General features: G+C 37.6%; 18 protein-coding genes and 1 pseudogene. 17 read left to right on the forward strand and 2 right to left on the reverse strand.

Annotated features, from left to right (window positions below; genetic code table 11):
- Positions 1-98 precede the first annotated feature (98 nt).
- The 10 genes and pseudogenes from ACHUFV_RS01890 to ACHUFV_RS01935 form a co-directional block, all read left to right on the forward strand.
- Positions 99-659 (forward strand): hypothetical protein, encoded by a 561-nt coding sequence (locus ACHUFV_RS01890; RefSeq protein ID WP_394231913.1) that lies wholly within the window; start codon positions 99-101, stop codon positions 657-659.
- Between the two features lie 135 nt (positions 660-794).
- Positions 795-1,673 (forward strand): DUF421 domain-containing protein, encoded by an 879-nt coding sequence (locus ACHUFV_RS01895; RefSeq protein ID WP_394231914.1) that lies wholly within the window; start codon positions 795-797, stop codon positions 1,671-1,673.
- A gap of 159 nt (positions 1,674-1,832) precedes the next feature.
- Entirely contained in the window at positions 1,833-2,522 is a 690-nt protein-coding gene (locus tag ACHUFV_RS01900; protein ID WP_394231915.1) for a hypothetical protein, read from the forward strand.
- Between the two features lie 202 nt (positions 2,523-2,724).
- Positions 2,725-3,495 (forward strand): HpcH/HpaI aldolase family protein, encoded by a 771-nt coding sequence (locus ACHUFV_RS01905; RefSeq protein ID WP_394231916.1) that lies wholly within the window; start codon positions 2,725-2,727, stop codon positions 3,493-3,495.
- A 310-nt stretch (positions 3,496-3,805) separates the two neighbouring features.
- Entirely contained in the window at positions 3,806-5,302 is a 1,497-nt protein-coding gene (locus tag ACHUFV_RS01910; protein WP_394231917.1) for an ATP-binding protein, read from the forward strand.
- Positions 5,303-5,306: 4 nt separating this feature from the next.
- Positions 5,307-5,993, forward strand: coding sequence for a response regulator (locus ACHUFV_RS01915; RefSeq protein ID WP_394231918.1), 687 nt, complete (start codon positions 5,307-5,309; stop codon positions 5,991-5,993).
- A 179-nt stretch (positions 5,994-6,172) separates the two neighbouring features.
- On the forward strand, positions 6,173-7,459 hold the full coding sequence (locus ACHUFV_RS01920; RefSeq protein ID WP_394231919.1) for a CitMHS family transporter: 1,287 nt from the start codon (positions 6,173-6,175) through the stop codon (positions 7,457-7,459).
- A gap of 106 nt (positions 7,460-7,565) precedes the next feature.
- Complete coding sequence (locus ACHUFV_RS01925) at positions 7,566-8,489, forward strand: AEC family transporter (RefSeq protein WP_394231920.1); 924 nt, start codon at positions 7,566-7,568, stop codon at positions 8,487-8,489.
- A 166-nt stretch (positions 8,490-8,655) separates the two neighbouring features.
- The gene (locus ACHUFV_RS01930) at positions 8,656-9,096 is read left to right on the forward strand and encodes a DMT family transporter (protein ID WP_394231921.1); all 441 of its coding nucleotides are present in this window, start codon (positions 8,656-8,658) and stop codon (positions 9,094-9,096) included.
- A 19-nt stretch (positions 9,097-9,115) separates the two neighbouring features.
- Positions 9,116-10,024, forward strand: a pseudogene (locus ACHUFV_RS01935) (NAD(P)-dependent oxidoreductase); the annotation flags it as partial.
- Between the two features lie 50 nt (positions 10,025-10,074).
- On the opposite strand, the gene ACHUFV_RS01940 reads toward ACHUFV_RS01935, so the two are convergent.
- Positions 10,075-11,583 carry a DHA2 family efflux MFS transporter permease subunit gene (locus ACHUFV_RS01940; protein ID WP_394231922.1) on the reverse strand — a complete coding sequence of 503 codons (1,509 nt, stop codon included), beginning with the start codon at positions 11,581-11,583 and terminating at the stop codon, positions 10,075-10,077.
- A 160-nt stretch (positions 11,584-11,743) separates the two neighbouring features.
- Between ACHUFV_RS01940 and ACHUFV_RS01945 the strand changes: the two genes are divergently transcribed.
- The 3 genes from ACHUFV_RS01945 to ACHUFV_RS01955 all read left to right on the forward strand — a co-directional run bounded on the left by ACHUFV_RS01945 (position 11,744) and on the right by ACHUFV_RS01955 (position 14,923).
- Positions 11,744-12,616 carry a TetR/AcrR family transcriptional regulator gene (locus tag ACHUFV_RS01945; protein ID WP_394231923.1) on the forward strand — a complete coding sequence of 291 codons (873 nt, stop codon included), beginning with the start codon at positions 11,744-11,746 and terminating at the stop codon, positions 12,614-12,616.
- A 134-nt stretch (positions 12,617-12,750) separates the two neighbouring features.
- On the forward strand, positions 12,751-13,764 hold the full coding sequence (locus ACHUFV_RS01950; RefSeq protein ID WP_394231924.1) for a DUF3231 family protein: 1,014 nt from the start codon (positions 12,751-12,753) through the stop codon (positions 13,762-13,764).
- Positions 13,765-13,963: 199 nt separating this feature from the next.
- A complete protein-coding gene (locus tag ACHUFV_RS01955; RefSeq protein WP_394231925.1) occupies positions 13,964-14,923 on the forward strand; it encodes an aldolase catalytic domain-containing protein in 960 nt (319 codons plus the stop codon).
- 118 nt (positions 14,924-15,041) lie between these two features.
- Here the strand turns inward: ACHUFV_RS01955 and ACHUFV_RS01960 are convergent, their stop codons facing one another.
- Positions 15,042-15,260, reverse strand: a complete 219-nt coding sequence (locus ACHUFV_RS01960; RefSeq protein ID WP_394231926.1) for a hypothetical protein — start codon at positions 15,258-15,260, stop codon at positions 15,042-15,044.
- Positions 15,261-15,367: 107 nt separating this feature from the next.
- Between ACHUFV_RS01960 and fdhF the strand changes: the two genes are divergently transcribed.
- Genes fdhF through ACHUFV_RS01980 form a run of 4 tightly spaced genes read left to right on the forward strand, consistent with a single transcriptional unit; the run spans position 15,368 to position 19,201 of the window.
- Positions 15,368-18,349, forward strand: a complete 2,982-nt coding sequence (fdhF, locus tag ACHUFV_RS01965) for a formate dehydrogenase subunit alpha (protein WP_394231927.1) — start codon at positions 15,368-15,370, stop codon at positions 18,347-18,349.
- Positions 18,324-18,821, forward strand: a complete 498-nt coding sequence (locus ACHUFV_RS01970; protein ID WP_394231928.1) for a helical membrane plugin domain-containing protein — start codon at positions 18,324-18,326, stop codon at positions 18,819-18,821. Before fdhF ends, ACHUFV_RS01970 begins: the two co-directional genes overlap by 26 nt.
- 14 nt (positions 18,822-18,835) lie before the next feature.
- Entirely contained in the window at positions 18,836-19,048 is a 213-nt protein-coding gene (locus ACHUFV_RS01975) for a heavy-metal-associated domain-containing protein (protein ID WP_394231929.1), read from the forward strand.
- A gap of 21 nt (positions 19,049-19,069) precedes the next feature.
- Positions 19,070-19,201 (forward strand): hypothetical protein, encoded by a 132-nt coding sequence (locus ACHUFV_RS01980; protein WP_394231930.1) that lies wholly within the window; start codon positions 19,070-19,072, stop codon positions 19,199-19,201.
- Positions 19,202-19,217 lie beyond the last annotated feature (16 nt).

Here is a 19,217-nt window from a genome sequence, read left to right on the forward strand (position 1 = left end):
TCCCACATACATTTCTAGTAATAGTAGATTAGATAGATTGCATACTAGATTCTAGTCGATTGCTCTTTACTATAAATGAAAAAATGGGGGGAGTAGCCTTGTCAGAAATTAAATACAGTCAGTATGACTTAATTAATAAGGAAATAAAAGAATTAGATGAAAAAGGCTTTGCGAATCGATTTATGAATTTCATTTTAACAGATAGGAGACTGCCGTTTAAACTAAAGGTACCGAATGACCTTTATCAGCGCGCTGAAGTCTTATGCGAAGATGTTGAAGAAATGAAGGATGATACTAAATCCTTTACACAAGCCCATTTAGTTGTGTATATTTTTAGGGAATTTCTAGATGAGGTACGGAAAAATGATGGGAATCTCCGACCATTTCAGATGAAATTAAATAACCGAATCAAAGATTTACCGATGATTAACGGCCAGCCTTTACTACCGCAAAAGAGTAAAACAACACTTCATACGAAAATAGGGAGAAAAGAGGTTCTTCGAGCTGAAGTATTTCTTAAGGACCTTTCGTTTCTCTCCAATCATGATCTAACAGTAGAAAAACTTATTGAAATCGTTTATCTAGACTTTTTGGTTGAATATCAGCAGGGCAGACGAAAAAAAGTGTTGAAAGAAATAGTTGACGCAATTGATCAATGAAAAGTCATTCACATCCTTTGTTTGGAGGATTTCTTTTAGGGTGTCCCCCATTATAATAATTAATTTATTCAAACAATTATTTTTCTATAGGAAGAGGGTAAGTTAATCAAGATAACTGATTTTTTGGAGGTAGCTATGCCCGAATATGTAATCGTAATTGGTCGTGCGGCGTTATCGTTCATTGTATTATTTACCCTCGCAAGAATCCTTGGAAAAAAACAAATCTCTCAGCTAACCTTCTTTGATTATGTTGTTGGGATTGCTATAGGTGATATGGCATCAACGATTTCGATTGATCGTTCCATGAAGTTTATCAATGGAGTAATCGGTTTGCTCGTTTATACAGGTTTATCATTGCTCATTGTTTATGGTGCTCTCAAATCCTTTAAATTTCGGGATTTAGTGGAGAGCAGTCCGTCTATTTTGATCAAAGATGGAAAAATTATGGAGGATACGTTAGCAAAGCATAGATTAACCTTTGATGACTTACTTAATGGGCTAAGAGTACAAGGAGCCTTTAACCTTTCCGAGGTTGAAATGGCTATTTTAGAAACAGATGGACAGATTAGTGTGATGAAAAAGCCTCAGTACCAGTCGATAACACCTAATGATATTGGTATACATGTTGATGAAGATCATGGACCTTCTCTAATTATCGTGGATGGTTTTTTTTTAGAAAAACGTTTAACTTATCTTGGGTATTCAAAAGAGTGGTTTCTAGATGAAATCAAGAAGCAAGGGGCTGAGGATGTGAAGGATGTCTTTTTTGCTCACTTAAACTCAGATGGGACGGTATATGTTGACTTATATAAAGATGAGCAAAAAGGAAAGCAGGATAGCCAAAAACCACAGATTGCTGCGAAATTAAGAAGAATTCAAGCTGATTTAGAAAGCATCGCTGCTCAATCAAACAGTAGAATCGCTAAGCAAATGTATTATAATCAATCAAAGGAGCTACAAAATGTAATTAAAAAAATCAATCCTTACATAAAAGAAATACCGGCTGGGAATTAACCTATGATTTATTATTTATTGGGTATAACTATTTATAGAAAATAGGAAACGATGAATATTAATATCCAAATCGTTAAATGATAAAATATCATCCATTCTGTGAAGTAGTAAACGAAACACTATGTATTATGCATAAATGGTATAATCGGGAGGACAACAATGAGAAGGATCAATCCAGGTTCCGTCAACTCTTACATTAAATATGGAAATCTTAAAATACCGAAGATTATTCAATGTGAGTGTCCAGGATGCAGAAAAACAACTGAATTTATGCTTAATGCTAACTACCAGAGCAGTAAGAATGGCATTGTAACGGAATGCAGCTGTCCTGAATGTAAAAAGCAGTCCGCTTTTATCATCATGACGAAGGAAGTTATTGATGAGCAGGGTGAATATGCCGATACGTATATTTATGACCTGCAAGATTCAATCCATCCGATACATCAGATAGAAAATCTACCTAATATTCCTAAGGATCTTACGAGGGCCTATCGCTCAGCAATTAATGTATATCAATCAAGAGAAACGTCAGCAACAGCTGTTATGTCAAAACGAGTTATTGAAAGTATCCTAAAACACTTCCTCGGAGAAAACAGTAATGGCCAGCCCTTGTCTAAACAGCTGGAACTATTGCCTGATCAGGTTGACTTGGATAGACCTATCCATTCACTCAGTAAACTATTAGAAACGGATAAGACATTGCATCGGATGCTTGAATTAGAAACAGAAATGGATTATGAGACGACCTCTTTATTAATGGACTTATTAGAAAGCCTAATTGAGTATCTTTTTATCCTTCCAGGAAAAATTGAAGTGACAAATTCGAAATTAGCCAATAAGTTTAAATAATATAGATCTAAATATATTTTTACTAGAAGCTAGCTGCCTTAACAAAGGGCAGCTACTTTTTGTGGTTCTGTATTTATTTCTTAAAATGTTCATTCGACTTTTCAATAGAATAATGCTATAACTAATTTGAAAATAATCAATATTTTAAAATATTTCAATGAAAAGTGCCAATTAAATTGTACGAATAGGTGGGATGCCAACTATGAGAAAAAATACTTTAAAAGAAAAGATAGATCAAAATAAAAAGGTGTTTGGTACTTGGATTATGACCAATAGCCTCGATAATGCAGAGATACTTGGTCATACTGGAGTAGATTTTATTATGATTGATGCGGAGCATGGTTCAATGGACCTTGAATCAGCCGGAAGGATGGTTTCGGTTATCAGGGGTACACAAGCGACTCCGCTACTTAGGGTTGCCGGAAACGAGAAGTCTTTAATTAAAAAAGGACTTGATACAGGTGCTTCAGGAGTCATGATTCCAATGGTAAATACAAAAGAAGAGGCAGAAGAAGCCGTAAGCTATTGTAAATATCCGCCTGTCGGCGTTCGTGGTATGGGGGCTGGACGTGCTGTTCTATTCGGTGCAGCTGCTGAGGAATATGAGGACTACTATTCGAAGGCGAACGAAGAAGTACTGGTTATCCTCCAAATTGAACATCATACAGCAGTTGAAAATATAGAGGAGATTCTCTCTGTTCCAAATATCGACATAGCCTTCATCGGTCCCTATGATTTAAGTACGTCGATGGGGCTTCAGGGGCAGGTAAACCATCCAGATGTTTTGAAAAACTATCAAAAAGTAATTGAGGCCTGTGAAAAATTTAATGTGATACCTGGAATCATGACTTGGACAGATGGAATTCAGCAGCATCTCGAAATGGGCTTCAAATTTCTTCTCGGAGGTATGGACGGAGCGATTCTTTATAACGGAGTCAAATCGCTGGTAAATGAATTTAATGATTTTGCTTAAATAGAATTGGGTGTCAGGCACCACAAAAGAGACAAATGTTTTCATTTGTCTTTTTGTGGTGCCTGACACTCCATGTTATAAGGCTAATCTAAGAATCCTCCTAAACAAGCTTTAGATAATATAGTAAAATAAAATTCTGCAGAAAGAAACAAAATCACTCACTTGAACAAATATAGGTTTTGAGTTTGTGCCGAGGGAAGGGGGGGGTTTTCTGAAAAGTAAGAAACCATCCTTACAGAAGAAAATTTTTGGTCTGGTTCTATTACTTGGATTATTGTTAATCCTGCTACTGACAGGATTTTTCAGCTATATGGAAAGCAAGCAAATTGAGGGAAATAAGGGTAGGATGGCATTGGGAATTTCTAAGACGGTATCGTTTATGCCGACTATTATTGATGCCTTTGAGACAAGCGATCCGGCACGTACCATTCAGCCTTTGGCTGAGAAGATACGGAAAGAAACTGGCGCAGAGTTTGTTGTTATTGGAAACAAAGAGGGGATAAGATACTCTCATCCTTTACCATCAAAGATTGGGAAAAAGATGACCGGAGGGGACAATGTTTGGGCGATTAAGGAGGCTGAATATTATGTTTCCAAAGCAAAGGGGTCACTAGGACCATCCATCAGAGGAAAATCTCCCATCTTGAACAATAGGGGAGAGGTTATTGGAATTGTTTCCGTAGGTTTTCTACTTGAGGACGTTCAAGAACAAATTCTAACTAGTATCTTCAAGGTCCTGCTCGTTTCCCTATTTGCTCTTTTGCTTTCATTCATTGGCAGTATCCTTTTGGGAAGAAACATTCGTAAAGATACATTGGGGCTTGAGCCATATGAAATTGCAGCCCTTTATAAGGAAAAGAACGCTGTGCTTCATGGCGTAAAAGAAGGAATCTTAGCCATCAATAAAGAGGGCTATATTACTATGATGAATCAGCCGGCAAAAAGACTTTTACACATTCAACGTTCAGTCCGAAATAGTAAGGTAGATGGGTTGTTTCCATCAGAATACTTATATGAAGTGTTGAAGACAGGAAATGCACAAGAGGATAAAGAAATGGTATGGGGAGATAAAACCGTTATCGTGAATTGTACACCGCTTTTTGATGATAAAGAGGTTAGTGGTGTTGTAGCATCATTCCGTGATAAAACAGAAATACAACAAATGGTGAATACAATTTCTGAAGTTAATCGCTATTCAGAGGATTTACGCGCCCAGACACATGAATTTACAAATAAGCTGTATGTTTTATCAGGGCTTCTTCAATTAGGCGAGTATGAGGATGCGATTGATATGATCCAAAAGGAAACAAAGGTATTGCAAGTTCAGAATTCAGTTGTATTTAACCAAATTCAAGATTCAAAGATACAGGCGATTCTATTAGGAAAACTAGGTAAAGCCTCAGAAAAGAAAATCGAGTTTGTGATTTCTCCTGACAGTGATTTAGAAACATTGCCGTCCCATTTGAATCTATCAAACCTCATTGTCATTATTGGAAACATTATCGATAATGCTTTTGAAGCTGTAAGTGGCCTAGATTTTCCAAAGGTACAATTTTTCACTACAGATATTGGCAGTGATATTATCTTTGAGATTTCAGACAATGGTGAGGGAATTGATGAAAAAGAAATTTCGCTGCTTTTTGACAGGGGTTTTTCGTCTAAAAAAGGGGACTTGCCTAGAGGCTACGGGCTCTCCAATGCAGAAGAAGCTGCAGTAAAAATGAATGGAATGATTGAGGTTCATAGTAATCCAGAATCCGGCACGGTCTTTACCGTGTATCTTCCTAAGGAATATAAGAGGAGTTGAAATATTGGATCCTATAAAAGTAGTCATTGCGGAAGATGATTTTCGAGTGGCTGAAATACATGAGAAATTTTTAAAACGGTTTACAGAAGTTGCAGTGGTTGGACGAGCATTGAATGGGGAGCAAACCCTTCAAATACTGTCTGAGCATTCCCCAGACTTATTGCTATTAGATGTCTATATGCCTGATATGCTTGGAGCTGATTTGCTTCCTTTGATTCGGGAGCGTTTTCCAAAGGTTAGTATCATTATGATAACAGCTGCGACCGAAAAAAGCTTCATAGAAAAAGCCTTAAGCTATGGAGTAGACAATTACTTAATCAAGCCTGTAAATAGGGAGAAATTTAATGAAGTAATGTTAGATTATATTAAAAAATATTCCCTTTTATCCTCCAAGCAAGAGGTCGATCAGCATTATGTGGATCAGCTTTTTGGTCATAAAAAGCCAAAGATGGTAAAAAAACATACCGGCTTACCAAAAGGAATTGATGAAATTACCCTTGGAAAGGTGAAGACCATTTTATTACATCAAAAACAGGGTCTCTCTGCTGAAGAGGTTGGTAATGAAATGGGGGTTTCGAGAATAACTGCACGGCGGTACCTGGAATATTTAACATCAATCAGGGAAACAAAAGCGGAAGTCGTTTATGGAACAGTCGGAAGGCCAGAGCGAAAGTATTACCCTATTATGTAAGGGTGCCTATGAGGCATCCTTTTATTAATTATTGAACAAAGATACTGAATTAATTATTACGGCGTGAACATTATGTACAAAATTGATATTTATTTACGATAATAACATTATTTTGTAAACGTTCTCATTTTAGAATATTTTCACTATTATTAATTTACTAACAAATGAGGTGATGATAAATGCTAGCAATATTAGGATTTTTAATGATTATTGTATTTATGGTATTAATTATGACAAGAAGGATATCAGCAATGATTGCACTTATTGTTATACCTGTTGTGTTTGCATTGATCGGAGGATTCGGAAAAGATATAGGGCCTATGGCGCTTGAAGGAATAAAAAGTGTTGCGCCAACCGGAATCATGATATTGTTCGCTATCCTCTTTTTCGGTATTATGATTGACGCTGGAGTATTTGATCCAATCATATCTACTATCTTGAAAATTGTAAAAGGTGACCCAGTTAAAATAGCGATTGGTACTGCAGTACTCGCTCTATTAATCTCACTTGACGGGGATGGAACAACTACATATATGATTACAATTTCAGCAATGCTTCCTTTATATAAACGGATTGGAATGAGACCGTTAATCTTGGCTGGAATAGCTGTATCATCTTCAGGAGTTATGAACCTTCTTCCATGGGGAGGTCCTACTGCGAGAGCAATGACTGCCCTGCAGCTGGAAATGGGCGATGTTTTTACTCCTGTTATCCCAAGCATGATTGGAGGCATAGTATTTGTTTTATTCATGGCCTACTGCCTTGGTAGGAAAGAACGGAAACGGATTGGCGTTCTAGAAATTGATTACGGGACAGTCGCGATGATGGCCGCAACATCAGAAGCTGATATTCTTAAACGACCAAAACTAATACTTGTTAATTATCTATTGATCATCGTTCTATTGGTAGCACTTATTCAAGAGCTGCTTCCGGCTACGGTATTGTTTATGCTTGGATTTGCAATTGCGATAACATTGAATTATCCCAATTTGCATGAACAAAAAGAGCGGATTATGCACTATGCAGATAATGCATTGTCTGTTGTATCGATGGTTTTTGCTGCAGGTATTTTCACGGGGGTTCTCGCTGGAACAGAAATGGTAGACGCTATGGCCAATTCGATGATTACTCATATTCCGGATAATCTTGGTTCACAATTAACGATTATTACAGCTGTTATCAGTGCACCTTTTACATTCTTTATGTCAAATGATGCCTTTTATTACGGTGTACTGCCATTGCTTTCCAAAGCAGCAAGCATATACGGAATTGACCCGGCTTTAATTGCGAGGGCATCCCTGCTAGGACAACCTGTTCACCTTTTAAGCCCATTAGTACCTTCCACGTATTTATTAGTCGGAATGGTTGGAGAAGATTTTGGAGATTTGCAGCGCATGTTTTTAAAATGGGCCTGCGGGTCGACTTTAGCTATGATGATCGTTGCTGTTGTCCTATCTATAATTTAAATCTATTATTATGATAAACAACTATTAAAGTTTGATAAAGTCCAAAAACTTGAGATTTAAAGTTTTTGGACTTTGTTGATGTTAAAGAAAAGGCAGGGTGTATATTATGGATGTATTCTTTCTAATCTTATTAAATGTAGTGTTACCTGTGTTTGTACTAATTGTCATAGGAGTGTTTCTCCATAGAAGGTTTCAATTTGATATGAACACATTATCAAAATTAAATAACTATTTGCTCATGCCAGCAGTTAGTTTTGTGAATGTATACCAAAATAACATTGGTGGGAAAACACTTGTTCATATTCTAGGATTTTTAGCAGCTCAAGGATTGTGCTTAATGTTCATAAGCTCGGCCATGGCAAAAATCGCAAAATTCGAGAATGGATTAGCCTCAACCTTTAAAAATAGTATCGTACTAAATAACTCTGGAAATTTTGGCATGCCAGTCAGTCAGCTTGTATTTCAGCATAACCCTGCAGGTGCATCGATTCAGGTGGTTGTTATGATTTTTCAAAATCTATTGACTTATACATACGGTCTATTAAATTCTGTCTCTGTGGATCGAAGCGGATTACAAGCAGTAAAGGAATTTCTAAAAAATCCAGTCATTTATGCTTTTGCCTTAGGATTAATCCTTCAGGTTACGAATATAAAACTGCCTGATTTTTTATGGACTCCTATTGAAAATACTTCAAATGCTTTTATAGCTGTAGCTCTGATTACCCTTGGTGCACAAAGTGCCTATATTAAAATAAGACATTTTTCGGTTGAATTATATTTGAGCTTATTTGGCCGTCTGATTCTTTCACCTATTGTGGCCTTTACGATTATTTTGATCTTCAATCTCGAGGGAACGACCGCACAGGCATTATTTATAGCAAGCTCTTTCCCTACGTCAAGAAACAGCGCCTTATTCGCATTAGAATACGGCAATCACCCGGAATATGCCGCACAAGCTGTTTTAATGTCTACTATTTTTAGTATCATCACGGTAACAACAGTTGTTTATTTGTCAACCATCCTATTTTAGGTAGAATGAATAAATTGGATTAAATCATATTAATCCAATTGGATGAGTACAAAAACGATATTTTGCTTTATTATACATATTGGTAGTACACTAAAGTAATAGTTTTATAGGACAACGGGGTGGTTTCAATTCTTATAAAATAATTTGTGAAAAGGAGTACAGACAAATGTTGGTAAAGCTTATTTTTCCATTGCTAGCATTGATAGGCGGCATGGCACTCGCGACACAGGGGCAAATTAATGGCGGCCTGGGTAAAAAGGTTGGCGTAATAGAAGGTTCCTTTATTAGCTTTTCAATTGGAACATTGGCTTTATTATTCATTCTATTATTTTTTGGAAATGGCAACATTTCAAGCGTATCACAGGTGCCTAAATGGCAATTAATTGGGGGCTTATTAGGAGCTTTTTATGTGGTCGTGCAGGTTATTGTTGTTCCTAAAATAGGAGTTTCAGCTTCTTTAATGGCCGTAATTGTCGGTCAGATTATTCTAGGCGCAGTAATTGATCACTATGGATTTTTTGGCGGTCATCGTTTTCCAATTGATAAACAGAAATTAATCGCCATTTTATTATTGTTATTTTCATTATATTTATATATGAAAAAATAATAGCAAACAAGGAGAGGGAGGAAGGACAATGAAAATAGGTTTTATCGGATTAGGAACAATGGGACATCCAATGGCCCATCATATTCTGAAAAATGGATATGAGCTGGTGATTTATAATCGTACGATCGAGAAAATGAATACTCTTGAACAAAAGGGTGCTATTGTTGCCCATTCTCCCAAAGAAGTTGCTGAGCAATGTGAAATTGTTTTCACAATGCTGACAGCAGATGCTGCTGTTAAGGAAGTGATTCTTGGTGAGGATGGCGTTGTCTATGGCGCAAAACCTGGCCTAGTTGTTGTCGACTCCAGCACAATTTCACCTGAGACAAGTAAAAGGGTGGCTGCAGAGCTTGAAAAGGTTCAGATTGACATGCTAGATGCGCCTGTAACTGGTAGTGAACCACAAGCAATTGAAGGGATATTAACCTTTATGGTAGGCGGTAAAAAAGAAATTTTCGAAAAATGCCTGCCACTATTTAATATCATGGGCAAGAACGCCTATTATATAGGAGACCATGGAAAGGGATCCTACACGAAGCTGGCTAATAATTCCTTAGCTGCAATTAATCTATTAGCATTCTCAGAAGCCATGACGATGGCAGCAAAAGCAGGAGTTGATCCAGAAATCTTTGTAAAGGTTGTCAGTGGCGGGGGGGCCAGAAGCGCCATGGTCGAGAACAAAGCAGAAAAAGTGATGAACCGCGATTTTACCCCACATTTTATGGCACAGCTGTTACATAAGGACCTTGGTCTTGCTGCTGAGGTCGCAAAGGAATTAGAGATCTCTACACCGATGCTTGGAGTAGGAAAAGAGATTTTTCAAATGGCCAAGGCAAAGGGGTATGGTACAGAAGATATGAGTGCCGTTATTAAATGCTATGAAGAATGGGCTGGTATTACCGTTTCCAAGGTAAAAGAAGAAGTCTAATAAACCTAAAACGCCGTTAAAACAGTTGAGTTTAACGGCGTTTTTGCATTTTATTTAACGACAGCACCAGGTGCCCTATTTTGATTTTCAATTTTGCTAACTGCTTCAGCACTTGTATCAACTCGTTTTACAAATAGGGCTAATACTAGTGCTACAATATTTACGATAAATGTAACGTAGAAGGAATATTGAATACCGGTTAATAATGCCTGCTGTGTTAATGCAGCGGTTGTAGCCTCTGTTAAAGTTGTTGGATCAACGCTTGACATTAAACTTGTAGCTTCTGATTTTGTAACAGAGTTCATAATCGTTACCAAAACAGCTGTACCAATGGAACCAGCAACTTGTTGCGCTGTATTATTAATCGCTGTACCGTGTGGATTTAAACGAGTTGGCAGCTGGTTTAATCCATTTGTCATTATTGGCATCATTACCATTGACATTCCGAACATACGCAATGAGTAAATCAAAATAATATGGGTATAGCTGGAATCGATTTGAAGGTGTGCAAGCATGTATGTTGATACAGCCGTAACCGTTAGTCCGATTATTGCTAGAATGCGAGGACCAAATCGATCGAAAAGCTTACCAGTAATAGGGGACATTATTCCCATTATAACTGCACCAGGTAACATCATAAGACCTGAGTCTAGCGGTGAGATTCCGCGAACACTTTGTACATATGCAGGTGTTAAAATCATACCGGAAAACATGGCGATTGAGTTTACAATAGAAATAACAGATCCAAGGGCAAACATAGGATATTTGTAAGCACGTAAATCTAATAATGGTTTTTCCATACTTACTTGGCGAATGATGAAAGAAATTAAAGCAATTCCTCCCACTATTAATGTGGTTAAGACAATTCCATCGGTCCAGCCATCTGAGCTGGCAGAACTACATCCATATAAAATCCCTCCAAAACCAATACAGGATAAAACAACTGATAAATAATCAAGTGTCGACTGTTTGTTTTGCTCCATCACATTTTCTGCTTTCCAAATTGCAAGAATAAGACTGATAACAGCCAATGGCAGAATCATTTCAAATAATACACGCCAGTCATGGTACTCTACAATATAGCCAGATAACGTAGGTCCAATTGCCGGTGCTGTAATCATAACTAAACCGAAAATCCCCATTGCAGCTCCTCGCTTTTCACGCGGGAAACTGATTAACATGATATTCATTAATAATGGTCCCATCACTGAAGAGCCTGCTGCCTGCACCATACGTCCAGTTAACAGGATGCTAAAGTTTGGTGCATAAGCTGCTAAAGCAGTTCCTAAAGTGAAAATCGCTAACGAAGTAATAAATAAATGTCGGTTCGAAAAGCGAGTAAGTAAAAAAGCTGATGTCGGAATTAAGACACCGCTGACAAGCATATAACCAGTTGCAAGCCATTGTACAGTTGAGTAATCTTGAATTTTTAAATCAACCATAATAGACGGTAATGCTACATTTAATAAGGAGTTGTTTAAAAATGAAACAAAAGCTCCAATAAATAAAATAACAATCATCACATAGGGTGTTTTTTTATTTTGTAAAGTTGAATCCATCCTTCTCATCCCTCTATATTTATTTTTCACTTGATTTATTTTATACTCATAGTTCAATTTATGCAACGTTTTTGTACTCTTAGTATAAATGAGGTTGAATTTCTAGCAATTGGAATATATACTAAACTTAGTTAGCATGGCGGGAGGGCGGCTAAGATACATGAATAATAAGAAAAGAAAAGTGGCTGACATTGCCTTAAAGCTGTTTGTAGAGAAAGGGATTCAGCAAACCTCTATCCAGGAAATTATTGAAAAAGCAAATATCTCGAAAGGGACTTTCTATAATTACTTCTCATCTAAAAATGATTGTATTGCGGACATTTTAGAATTTCTTCGATATGATGCAAGTCAGCAGCGAATTGCTATCCAAATTGGAAGGGATACGAAGGACCGCGATGTATTTATAGAACAAATTACGATACTGCTTCGATTAAATGAGGAACGAAATGTGCAGCCCTTATTTGAGGCCATTTTGTCCTCTAATGAAACCGATTTAAAAAAATTGGTCATGCAGCATCGCGTGTTTGAAATGGAATGGCTGACGAATCGCATTATTGAAGTGATGGGAGAAGAAATAAGGGATTATGCATTTGAAGGATCGGTTTTATTTTATGGTATGCTGCAATATATGTTGTTTACATTAAGAGTAACGAATAGTTCGTATTCATTACATCATTTAGTAGATGTAATTTTGTCCTATCTTGAATTAATTATGCCTTTTATGATGAAAAGAGGCAGTGCCATGGTTAATTATTCTGCGATAGATTTATTGAGTGCAAATGTAAATAAAAAAATAGTAACGAAATTAGAGTTAATAGAATTAAGTGAGCACCTGAAGGAACAGTATTCCTTTAATGAAGAGCAGATGGACTTATTGGATGCCATTTTAAATGAACTACATCGAGAAAGGATTCGTAAGGTTGTACTTCAACCCTTATTAAAACCATTTCAAAAATTATTTAATGAAACAACCATTGAATCGCAAGTCGTTCAATTCACAAATTTGGTTTGGTATTATTTACGAACTATTTAATTGTATAATTTAGTAAATAAAATGGCGTATAAACTGATGACAGTTTATACGCTATTTTCTATTATATAGGTGGCTTTGAATAGTAACGAATCTTACTGGAAATTCTAATGAACATCAGCTAGAGGAGGCTAACGATGGGAAAGGATAGTATTAAGCTTACAGCTCCTGAAATTTCAAGTCTTTGGACACAATATTTATTTGATACGATGTCAATTGGCTTTATGAAATATGCATTGGAACACTTAGAAGATGAAGATATAATCGAAATCTATACGCTTGCCATGGAGTATTCAGAAAAGCATGTCCAAAAAATAGAAGAATTATTAAGAGAAGAGAACTTTCCAATACCCCAAGGCTTCACAGAAGAAGATGTAGATATCCATGCTCCTCGTCTTTTTCAGGATCCATTTTATCTGCATTATATGTATATTATGGCAATGCAGGGGATTACCGGATATGCCCTTTCCCTTAGTACGTCTATTCGGTCGGATATAAGAAACTATTACATAGATTGTAATAAGGAAGTTACGAATCTTTTTGAAAAAACAATTGATGCTCTACTAACGAAAGGACTATTTTCTCGGCCACCAGTGATTACGCCTGCAGAGTCGACAGACTTTGTCCATCAGCAAAGCTTTCTAACCGGATGGATTGGCAAGAGACGCCCCTTAACAGCTATGGAAATTGGCGATATTACATTTAATATGAACAAAATGAATATGCATGTGGCATTAAAAGTTGGTTTTTGTCAGGTTGCTCAATCTGAAAGAGTACGTCAATACATTAATAGAGGAAGGGAAATTTCCGATAAACATATCGAGGTTTTCGACTCGATTTTTCGAGAAGAAAAACTGAACTCCCCGATATCCTGGCAAGCTCTTGTGACGAATTCGACAACATCACCTTTTTCAGACAAGTTCATGATGTATCAGGTGCAGCTGTCCACACAGCTCGCGATAGCTTATTATGGTACAGCTTTAAGTGTTACGGCAAGAAGAGACCTTGCACTCAAATATGTAACGCTTACGTCAGAACTATTACGATTTGCTGAAGATGGTACAAACCTAATGATAGATATGAATTGGCTGGAGGAACCCCCAACTGCAAGTGACCGCAGGGCTTTAACAAAAAGTCTAAAAGTTAAATAAAAGGACTGTATCGGCTCATTCTTTTATAAATATCACTGGCCATAAGGAGAAACAGCATTCACGTCATTCTCCTATAAATTGGAATTTTCGGAAAACAATTTGCACTTTTGTAGAAAGAATGGTATAAATATAATAATTATTTTTCGAATAATATGTAAAAATATTTCTAAATGTGTTGAAACAGGGGGAATTCGGTAAGATGGAAAATCGTAATAAGATTATAGACTGTACGATTCGTGATGGTGGTTTAGTAAATAATTGGGATTTCAGTGTGGAATTTGTTCAAGACTTGTATAACGGTTTAAGTGAAGCCGGTGTTGAATATATGGAAATTGGCTACAAAAACTCTGCTAAACTATTAAATGCTACTGAACCAAATCATTGGAGATTTCTTGATGATAAATTCTTAAAGGAAATCATCCCGGAGAAAAAGTTTACAAAGCTATCTGCACTTGTTGATATAGGCCGTGTTGATCCAAATGATATTCTTCCACGTGAAGAAAGTATTTTAGATATGATTCGTGTAGCGTGTTATATTCGAGAGGTAGATAAAGGCTTAGAACTTGTCCAAATGTTCCATGATCTAGGCTATGAAACGTCCTTGAACATTATGGCTTTATCAAGTGTTCCTGAGCGTCAGCTAATTGAAGCATTTGAAATGGTGAAGGAAAGTCCAGTGGACGTTGTCTATATTGTTGACTCATTTGGAAGCTTAGATCCAGCAGATATTGAGCATCAAGTGAAAAAATTCCAAGCCATGCTTCCGAACAAGCAGCTGGGCGTACACACACATAACAACATGCAGCTAGCGTTTGCAAATACTATTACGGCCATGAGAAATGGTGTTGTATATCTTGATTCATCAGTATATGGAATGGGACGTGCGGCTGGTAACTGCAATACAGAGCTTCTTGTCAGCTATATTCAAAAATGCAGCTATGAGATAAAACCAGTACTTGAAATCATTCAGAAGCATATGCTTGCAATGCGTGAGAAGTGGGAGTGGGGCTATATCATTCCTTATATGATTTCTGGATCATTAAATGAACATCCTCGTGTTGCAATGGCATACCGTAACAGCGATGATCGTGATAAATTCGTTGAATTCTATGACAAAGTAACATCACCAGAAGCAAGTCTTGCGCCATCAACTAGATAATATAAAAAAGTACCTCAAAATTCTTGAGGTACTTTTACTTTTACCGTTTAATTTTCAAACAAAGTAAAACAAATCCATATTTTTTTTAAAGCACATAGGTTATGTGCTTTTTTATTTTTCACGGCATTAAATATATATCATGATGAGGAGGATTGTCTAATTTTGATTGTTTTAACAATCCATCCTTAACAAGTTCCTGTAGGCCCTTTTCAACCTCTTCCGGTTTAACATCGAATAGATCTGCTACTTTCACAGATGAAATGGTCATGTATTTCGGTTTCTTCGTAGATGACTGTATCATGGATTGAACGCGATTAAGAAGTTGATGTTTATCCATTACTCCACCTCCTGTTATTTATTAATAATTTTACCAGTATTGTAAATATTATTAGAGAAATTAATAAGAACTGGTAGCAGTAGGAAACAACATAAGGAGGATCGCAAATGAATGAATCAAGGTTTTCAATTCAAATAGATGGGAGGGATTTTCCTTTCCAACCGGGGCAAAAGGTTCTTGAGGTGGCAAGGGAGCAGGAAGTATTTATTCCAGGTATTTGTTATCACCCAAATCTTGGAACAATCCAGACATGTGATACTTGTTATGTAGTGGCTGATGGTCAATTGATGAGATCCTGTACATTAAGGGCAGAACCTGGGATGCAAATTGAAACGATGTTACCTGAAGTTAAGTCTGCACAGTACGAGGCCATGTCTAGAATTCTAAAAAATCATGAGCTATATTGTACAGTATGTGACAATAATAATGGAAATTGTACAGTACATAATACGGTGATGGAAATGGGACTTGCCCATCAGAAATATCCTTTTCGGGCAAAGCCGTACCCCCCTGATCACTCACATCCTTTTTACCGTTATGAGCCGGACCAGTGTATTTTATGTGGACGTTGTGTAGAAGCCTGCCAAGATTTACAGGTTAACGAAACATTGTCAATTGATTGGAGTCGTGACGTTCCCCGTGTCATTTGGGACAATGATGTGCCAATCGATCAGTCATCCTGTGTTTCCTGCGGACATTGTGTAAGTGTTTGCCCGTGTAATGCATTAATGGAAAAATCGATGCTTGGCAATGCCGGATTTTTAACTGCCATTCCGCCAAAAATCATGGGACCCATGATTGATACGATTAAAGAAGTAGAACCTGGTTACAGAGAAATCCTGGCTATCTCGGAAATGGAGGCGGCCATGAGAAAGGCGAAAATAAAACGGACAAAGACAGTTTGTACGTATTGCGGTGTCGGGTGCAGCTTCGAGGTTTGGACAAAGGATCGTGAAATATTAAAGATTGAACCCACACCTGAAGCACCGGTAAATGGAATTTCAACCTGTGTGAAAGGAAAATGGGGCTGGAATTTTGTCAACAGTGAAGAACGTTTGACAAAACCGCTTATCAGAAAAGGCGAGGAGTTTGTGGAAGCCACTTGGGACGATGCTCTATCATTGATTGCAGAGAAATTAACAAGCATTAAAGAGGAGCATGGGCCTGACTCCATTGGCTATATCGCTTCGTCAAAATGCTCAAATGAGGAAAATTATTTATTTCAAAAATTCGCTCGTTCAATTATGGGAACAAACAATGTGGATAATTGTTCTAGGTACTGCCAGTCACCAGCAACCTCAGGGCTTATGAGAACAGTTGGAATTGGAGGTGATTCAGGTACCATTGAAGATATCGTGGCATCTAATCTAATCCTTATTGTCGGGGCAAATCCTGCTGAATCACATCCTGTTCTCGCTACTAGAATTAAAAGAGCGCATAAGCTTTTTGGACAAAAGCTTATCGTAGTAGATTTACGGGAAAATGAGCTTGCACAAAGAGCTGATCTGCATCTTCATCCAAAGCCGGGATCTGATATCATTTGGCTCAATGCTATTACGAAATATTTCTTAGATCAGGGCTGGGAGGATTCGGATTTTCTGTCTAATCGCGTGAATGGTCTTGATGAGTATAGGGCTTCTTTGGAAAAATATACTCTTGAATACGCTGTAGAAAAAACAGGTTTAAGTATGGAACAATTGCTAAAGCTGGCCGAATTAATCAAGGAAGCAGATTCAATGTGTATGCTTTGGGCAATGGGTGTCACTCAACATATGGGAGCCACTGACACCAGTACAGCAATTTCTAACCTATTGCTGGTTACTGGAAATTATGGACGAACGGGTACTGGAGCCTATCCGTTAAGAGGCCATAATAATGTACAGGGTGCCTGTGATTTTGGCACAATGCCTGCCTGGATGCCTGGATACGAACCTATTCAGGATAAAGATGTTAGAGAAAAGTACGAAAAGGAATGGGGAGTAAAACTCTCAGAAGTACCAGGACACGATAACCATCATATGGTGGAAGGGATAAGTAAAGGCAAGTTGAAAGCTCTTTATCTATTTGGTGAGGATATGGCCATTGTTGATGCTAATTCAAATTATGTTCAATCGAACTTTGAAAAACTCGATTTTTTCGTGGTTCAGGATATATTTTTTAGTAAAACTGCTCAGTTTGCAGATGTAGTATTGCCGGCAGCACCGAGTCTTGAAAAGGATGGGACGTTTACTAATACAGAGCGACGGATCCAACGGTTCTACAAGGTGTTTGAACCACTGGGTGATTCAAAGCCGGATTGGATTATTTTTCAAGAACTAGCGAATAAAATGGGTGCAAATTGGAATTACCAGCATCCTTCAGAAATTATGGACGAAGCTGCAAAGCTTGCACCGTTTTTTGCAGGTGTCAGCTATGAAAGATTAGAAGGTTTTACATCACAAGTTTGGCCTGTCAAAGCAGATGGATCAGATACTCCGTTGCTATTTAAAGATAAATTTGGGTTCCCAGATGGAAAAGCTAGACTTGTGGCAGTAGACTGGACTGAACCTTTTGATGCAGGGGAAGATTTTGATCTTCATTTAAACAATGGACGCCTTTTGGAGCATTTCCATGAAGGGAACATGACGTATAAATCTAAAGGCTTAACACATAAAGTTCCGCATCCTTGGCTTGAAATATCACTTGAACTAGCAAAGGAGCGGGGTTTAGAGGATGGTGCACTTGTCGGTTTAACTTCTCCATATGGACATGTAGAAGTTAGGGTAATTGTAACCGACAGAGTGAAGGGTAAGGAACTATATTTAGCTATGAATTCTGCTGAAGACCTCGAAGCAGTAAATAGGCTTACGAGCAGTTATCATGACATTATAACCCATACACCGGCATACAAAGAAATGGGTGTGAAAATGGACGTGATTGAGACAAGTGGAGAGCCGCCTCTTCCAAAGCATAATCACCGGTTTGGTAACAGAACACCACAAATCAGTGTGAAGGTAGAAGAAAAATGGCAACGTTCAGATTATACACCAATTACTGAAATAGATGATCTGATGGAGGGGCATTATGGCGAAAGCGATCAGGCAAATTAAATGGGAAGAACCTAATCAAGCGAACGAACAAGTCCAGGATTTAAACGAAATATTGAAGGTACTTGCCGAAAATAAAGAGGCAGTTACTTCATGTTTAGAGCTAATAAAAGGACTTCACGATTTAAGAGTGTTCGAAACGGCTGAATCCCTGTTAAAACAGAGTGATGAAGTTGGTGCAATAGCTATGCAGCAAATTAATCAACCTGCTGTCCATAACATCATTAAGTCAGGCTTTGGTATCTTTAAATTTCTTAGTGCTTTAAAGCCGTCACAGCTCGAGACAATCTTAAATGGGGTCACGCTTGGGCTTGAGAAAATGTCCCAAACTGTAGAAAACGGGGAAAAAGAAAGTTTATGGAAAATGAGAAAGAGGTTAAGTAAACCAGAAATTCGAACCGTTATGACTTCAATGTTTGATTTTCTAGAAGGGATGGGTGGAGCATTCCTTCGAAACAAGGCAAACCACAAGTAAGGATGGTGTATGAAGTGAAAGAACAAATTCTTCAAATCAGTAATCTTGATAGTCAGGAAGATGCTAAAAAAATTACCCAGGCAGTACTCGATGTCTGGGGAATCACTGAGGCCAAAGCAAGTCCAGCACAAAAGAACATATCATTCAGTTATGATGAACGAATGGCATCTGAACAAGATTTTGAACAGGCAATAATTGAATCAGGTTTCAATATCGTTAGAAAATAATCTTGTAGGGGGGTGTAGAAAATGAATTTATGTGAAGTTTGCGGGGCTAAGGAAGGCTTTGAGGAGAACAATGAAGAAACCATTCGGGCAGTAACGCTTCATATATGTGAAAATTGCCGGGAAGATCGGAAGAATCACTCTTTTAATGATTAGTATGGTTAGAGGAACA

Source organism: Niallia oryzisoli, from assembly GCF_043641075.1.
GTDB lineage: Bacteria > Bacillota > Bacilli > Bacillales > Cytobacillaceae > Bacillus_BD > Bacillus_BD oryzisoli_A.

Bases quoted from the DNA above. Each gene is read 5' to 3' on its own strand.
- ACHUFV_RS01955 (WP_394231925.1), top strand. From the start codon at position 13,964: ATGGAAAATCGTAATAAGATTATAGACTGTACGATTCGTGATGGTGGT.
- ACHUFV_RS01950 (WP_394231924.1), top strand. From the start codon at position 12,751: ATGGGAAAGGATAGTATTAAGCTTACAGCTCCTGAAATTTCAAGTCTT.
- ACHUFV_RS01900 (WP_394231915.1), top strand. From the start codon at position 1,833: ATGAGAAGGATCAATCCAGGTTCCGTCAACTCTTACATTAAATATGGA.
- ACHUFV_RS01920 (WP_394231919.1), top strand. From the start codon at position 6,173: ATGCTAGCAATATTAGGATTTTTAATGATTATTGTATTTATGGTATTA.
- ACHUFV_RS01940 (WP_394231922.1), bottom strand. From the start codon at position 11,583: ATGGATTCAACTTTACAAAATAAAAAAACACCCTATGTGATGATTGTT.
- ACHUFV_RS01970 (WP_394231928.1), top strand. From the start codon at position 18,324: ATGGCGAAAGCGATCAGGCAAATTAAATGGGAAGAACCTAATCAAGCG.
- ACHUFV_RS01910 (WP_394231917.1), top strand. From the start codon at position 3,806: ATGGAAAGCAAGCAAATTGAGGGAAATAAGGGTAGGATGGCATTGGGA.
- fdhF (WP_394231927.1), top strand. From the start codon at position 15,368: ATGAATGAATCAAGGTTTTCAATTCAAATAGATGGGAGGGATTTTCCT.
- ACHUFV_RS01930 (WP_394231921.1), top strand. From the start codon at position 8,656: ATGTTGGTAAAGCTTATTTTTCCATTGCTAGCATTGATAGGCGGCATG.
- ACHUFV_RS01980 (WP_394231930.1), top strand. From the start codon at position 19,070: ATGAATTTATGTGAAGTTTGCGGGGCTAAGGAAGGCTTTGAGGAGAAC.
- ACHUFV_RS01925 (WP_394231920.1), top strand. From the start codon at position 7,566: ATGGATGTATTCTTTCTAATCTTATTAAATGTAGTGTTACCTGTGTTT.
- ACHUFV_RS01895 (WP_394231914.1), top strand. From the start codon at position 795: ATGCCCGAATATGTAATCGTAATTGGTCGTGCGGCGTTATCGTTCATT.
- ACHUFV_RS01905 (WP_394231916.1), top strand. From the start codon at position 2,725: ATGAGAAAAAATACTTTAAAAGAAAAGATAGATCAAAATAAAAAGGTG.
- ACHUFV_RS01945 (WP_394231923.1), top strand. From the start codon at position 11,744: ATGAATAATAAGAAAAGAAAAGTGGCTGACATTGCCTTAAAGCTGTTT.
- ACHUFV_RS01960 (WP_394231926.1), bottom strand. From the start codon at position 15,260: ATGGATAAACATCAACTTCTTAATCGCGTTCAATCCATGATACAGTCA.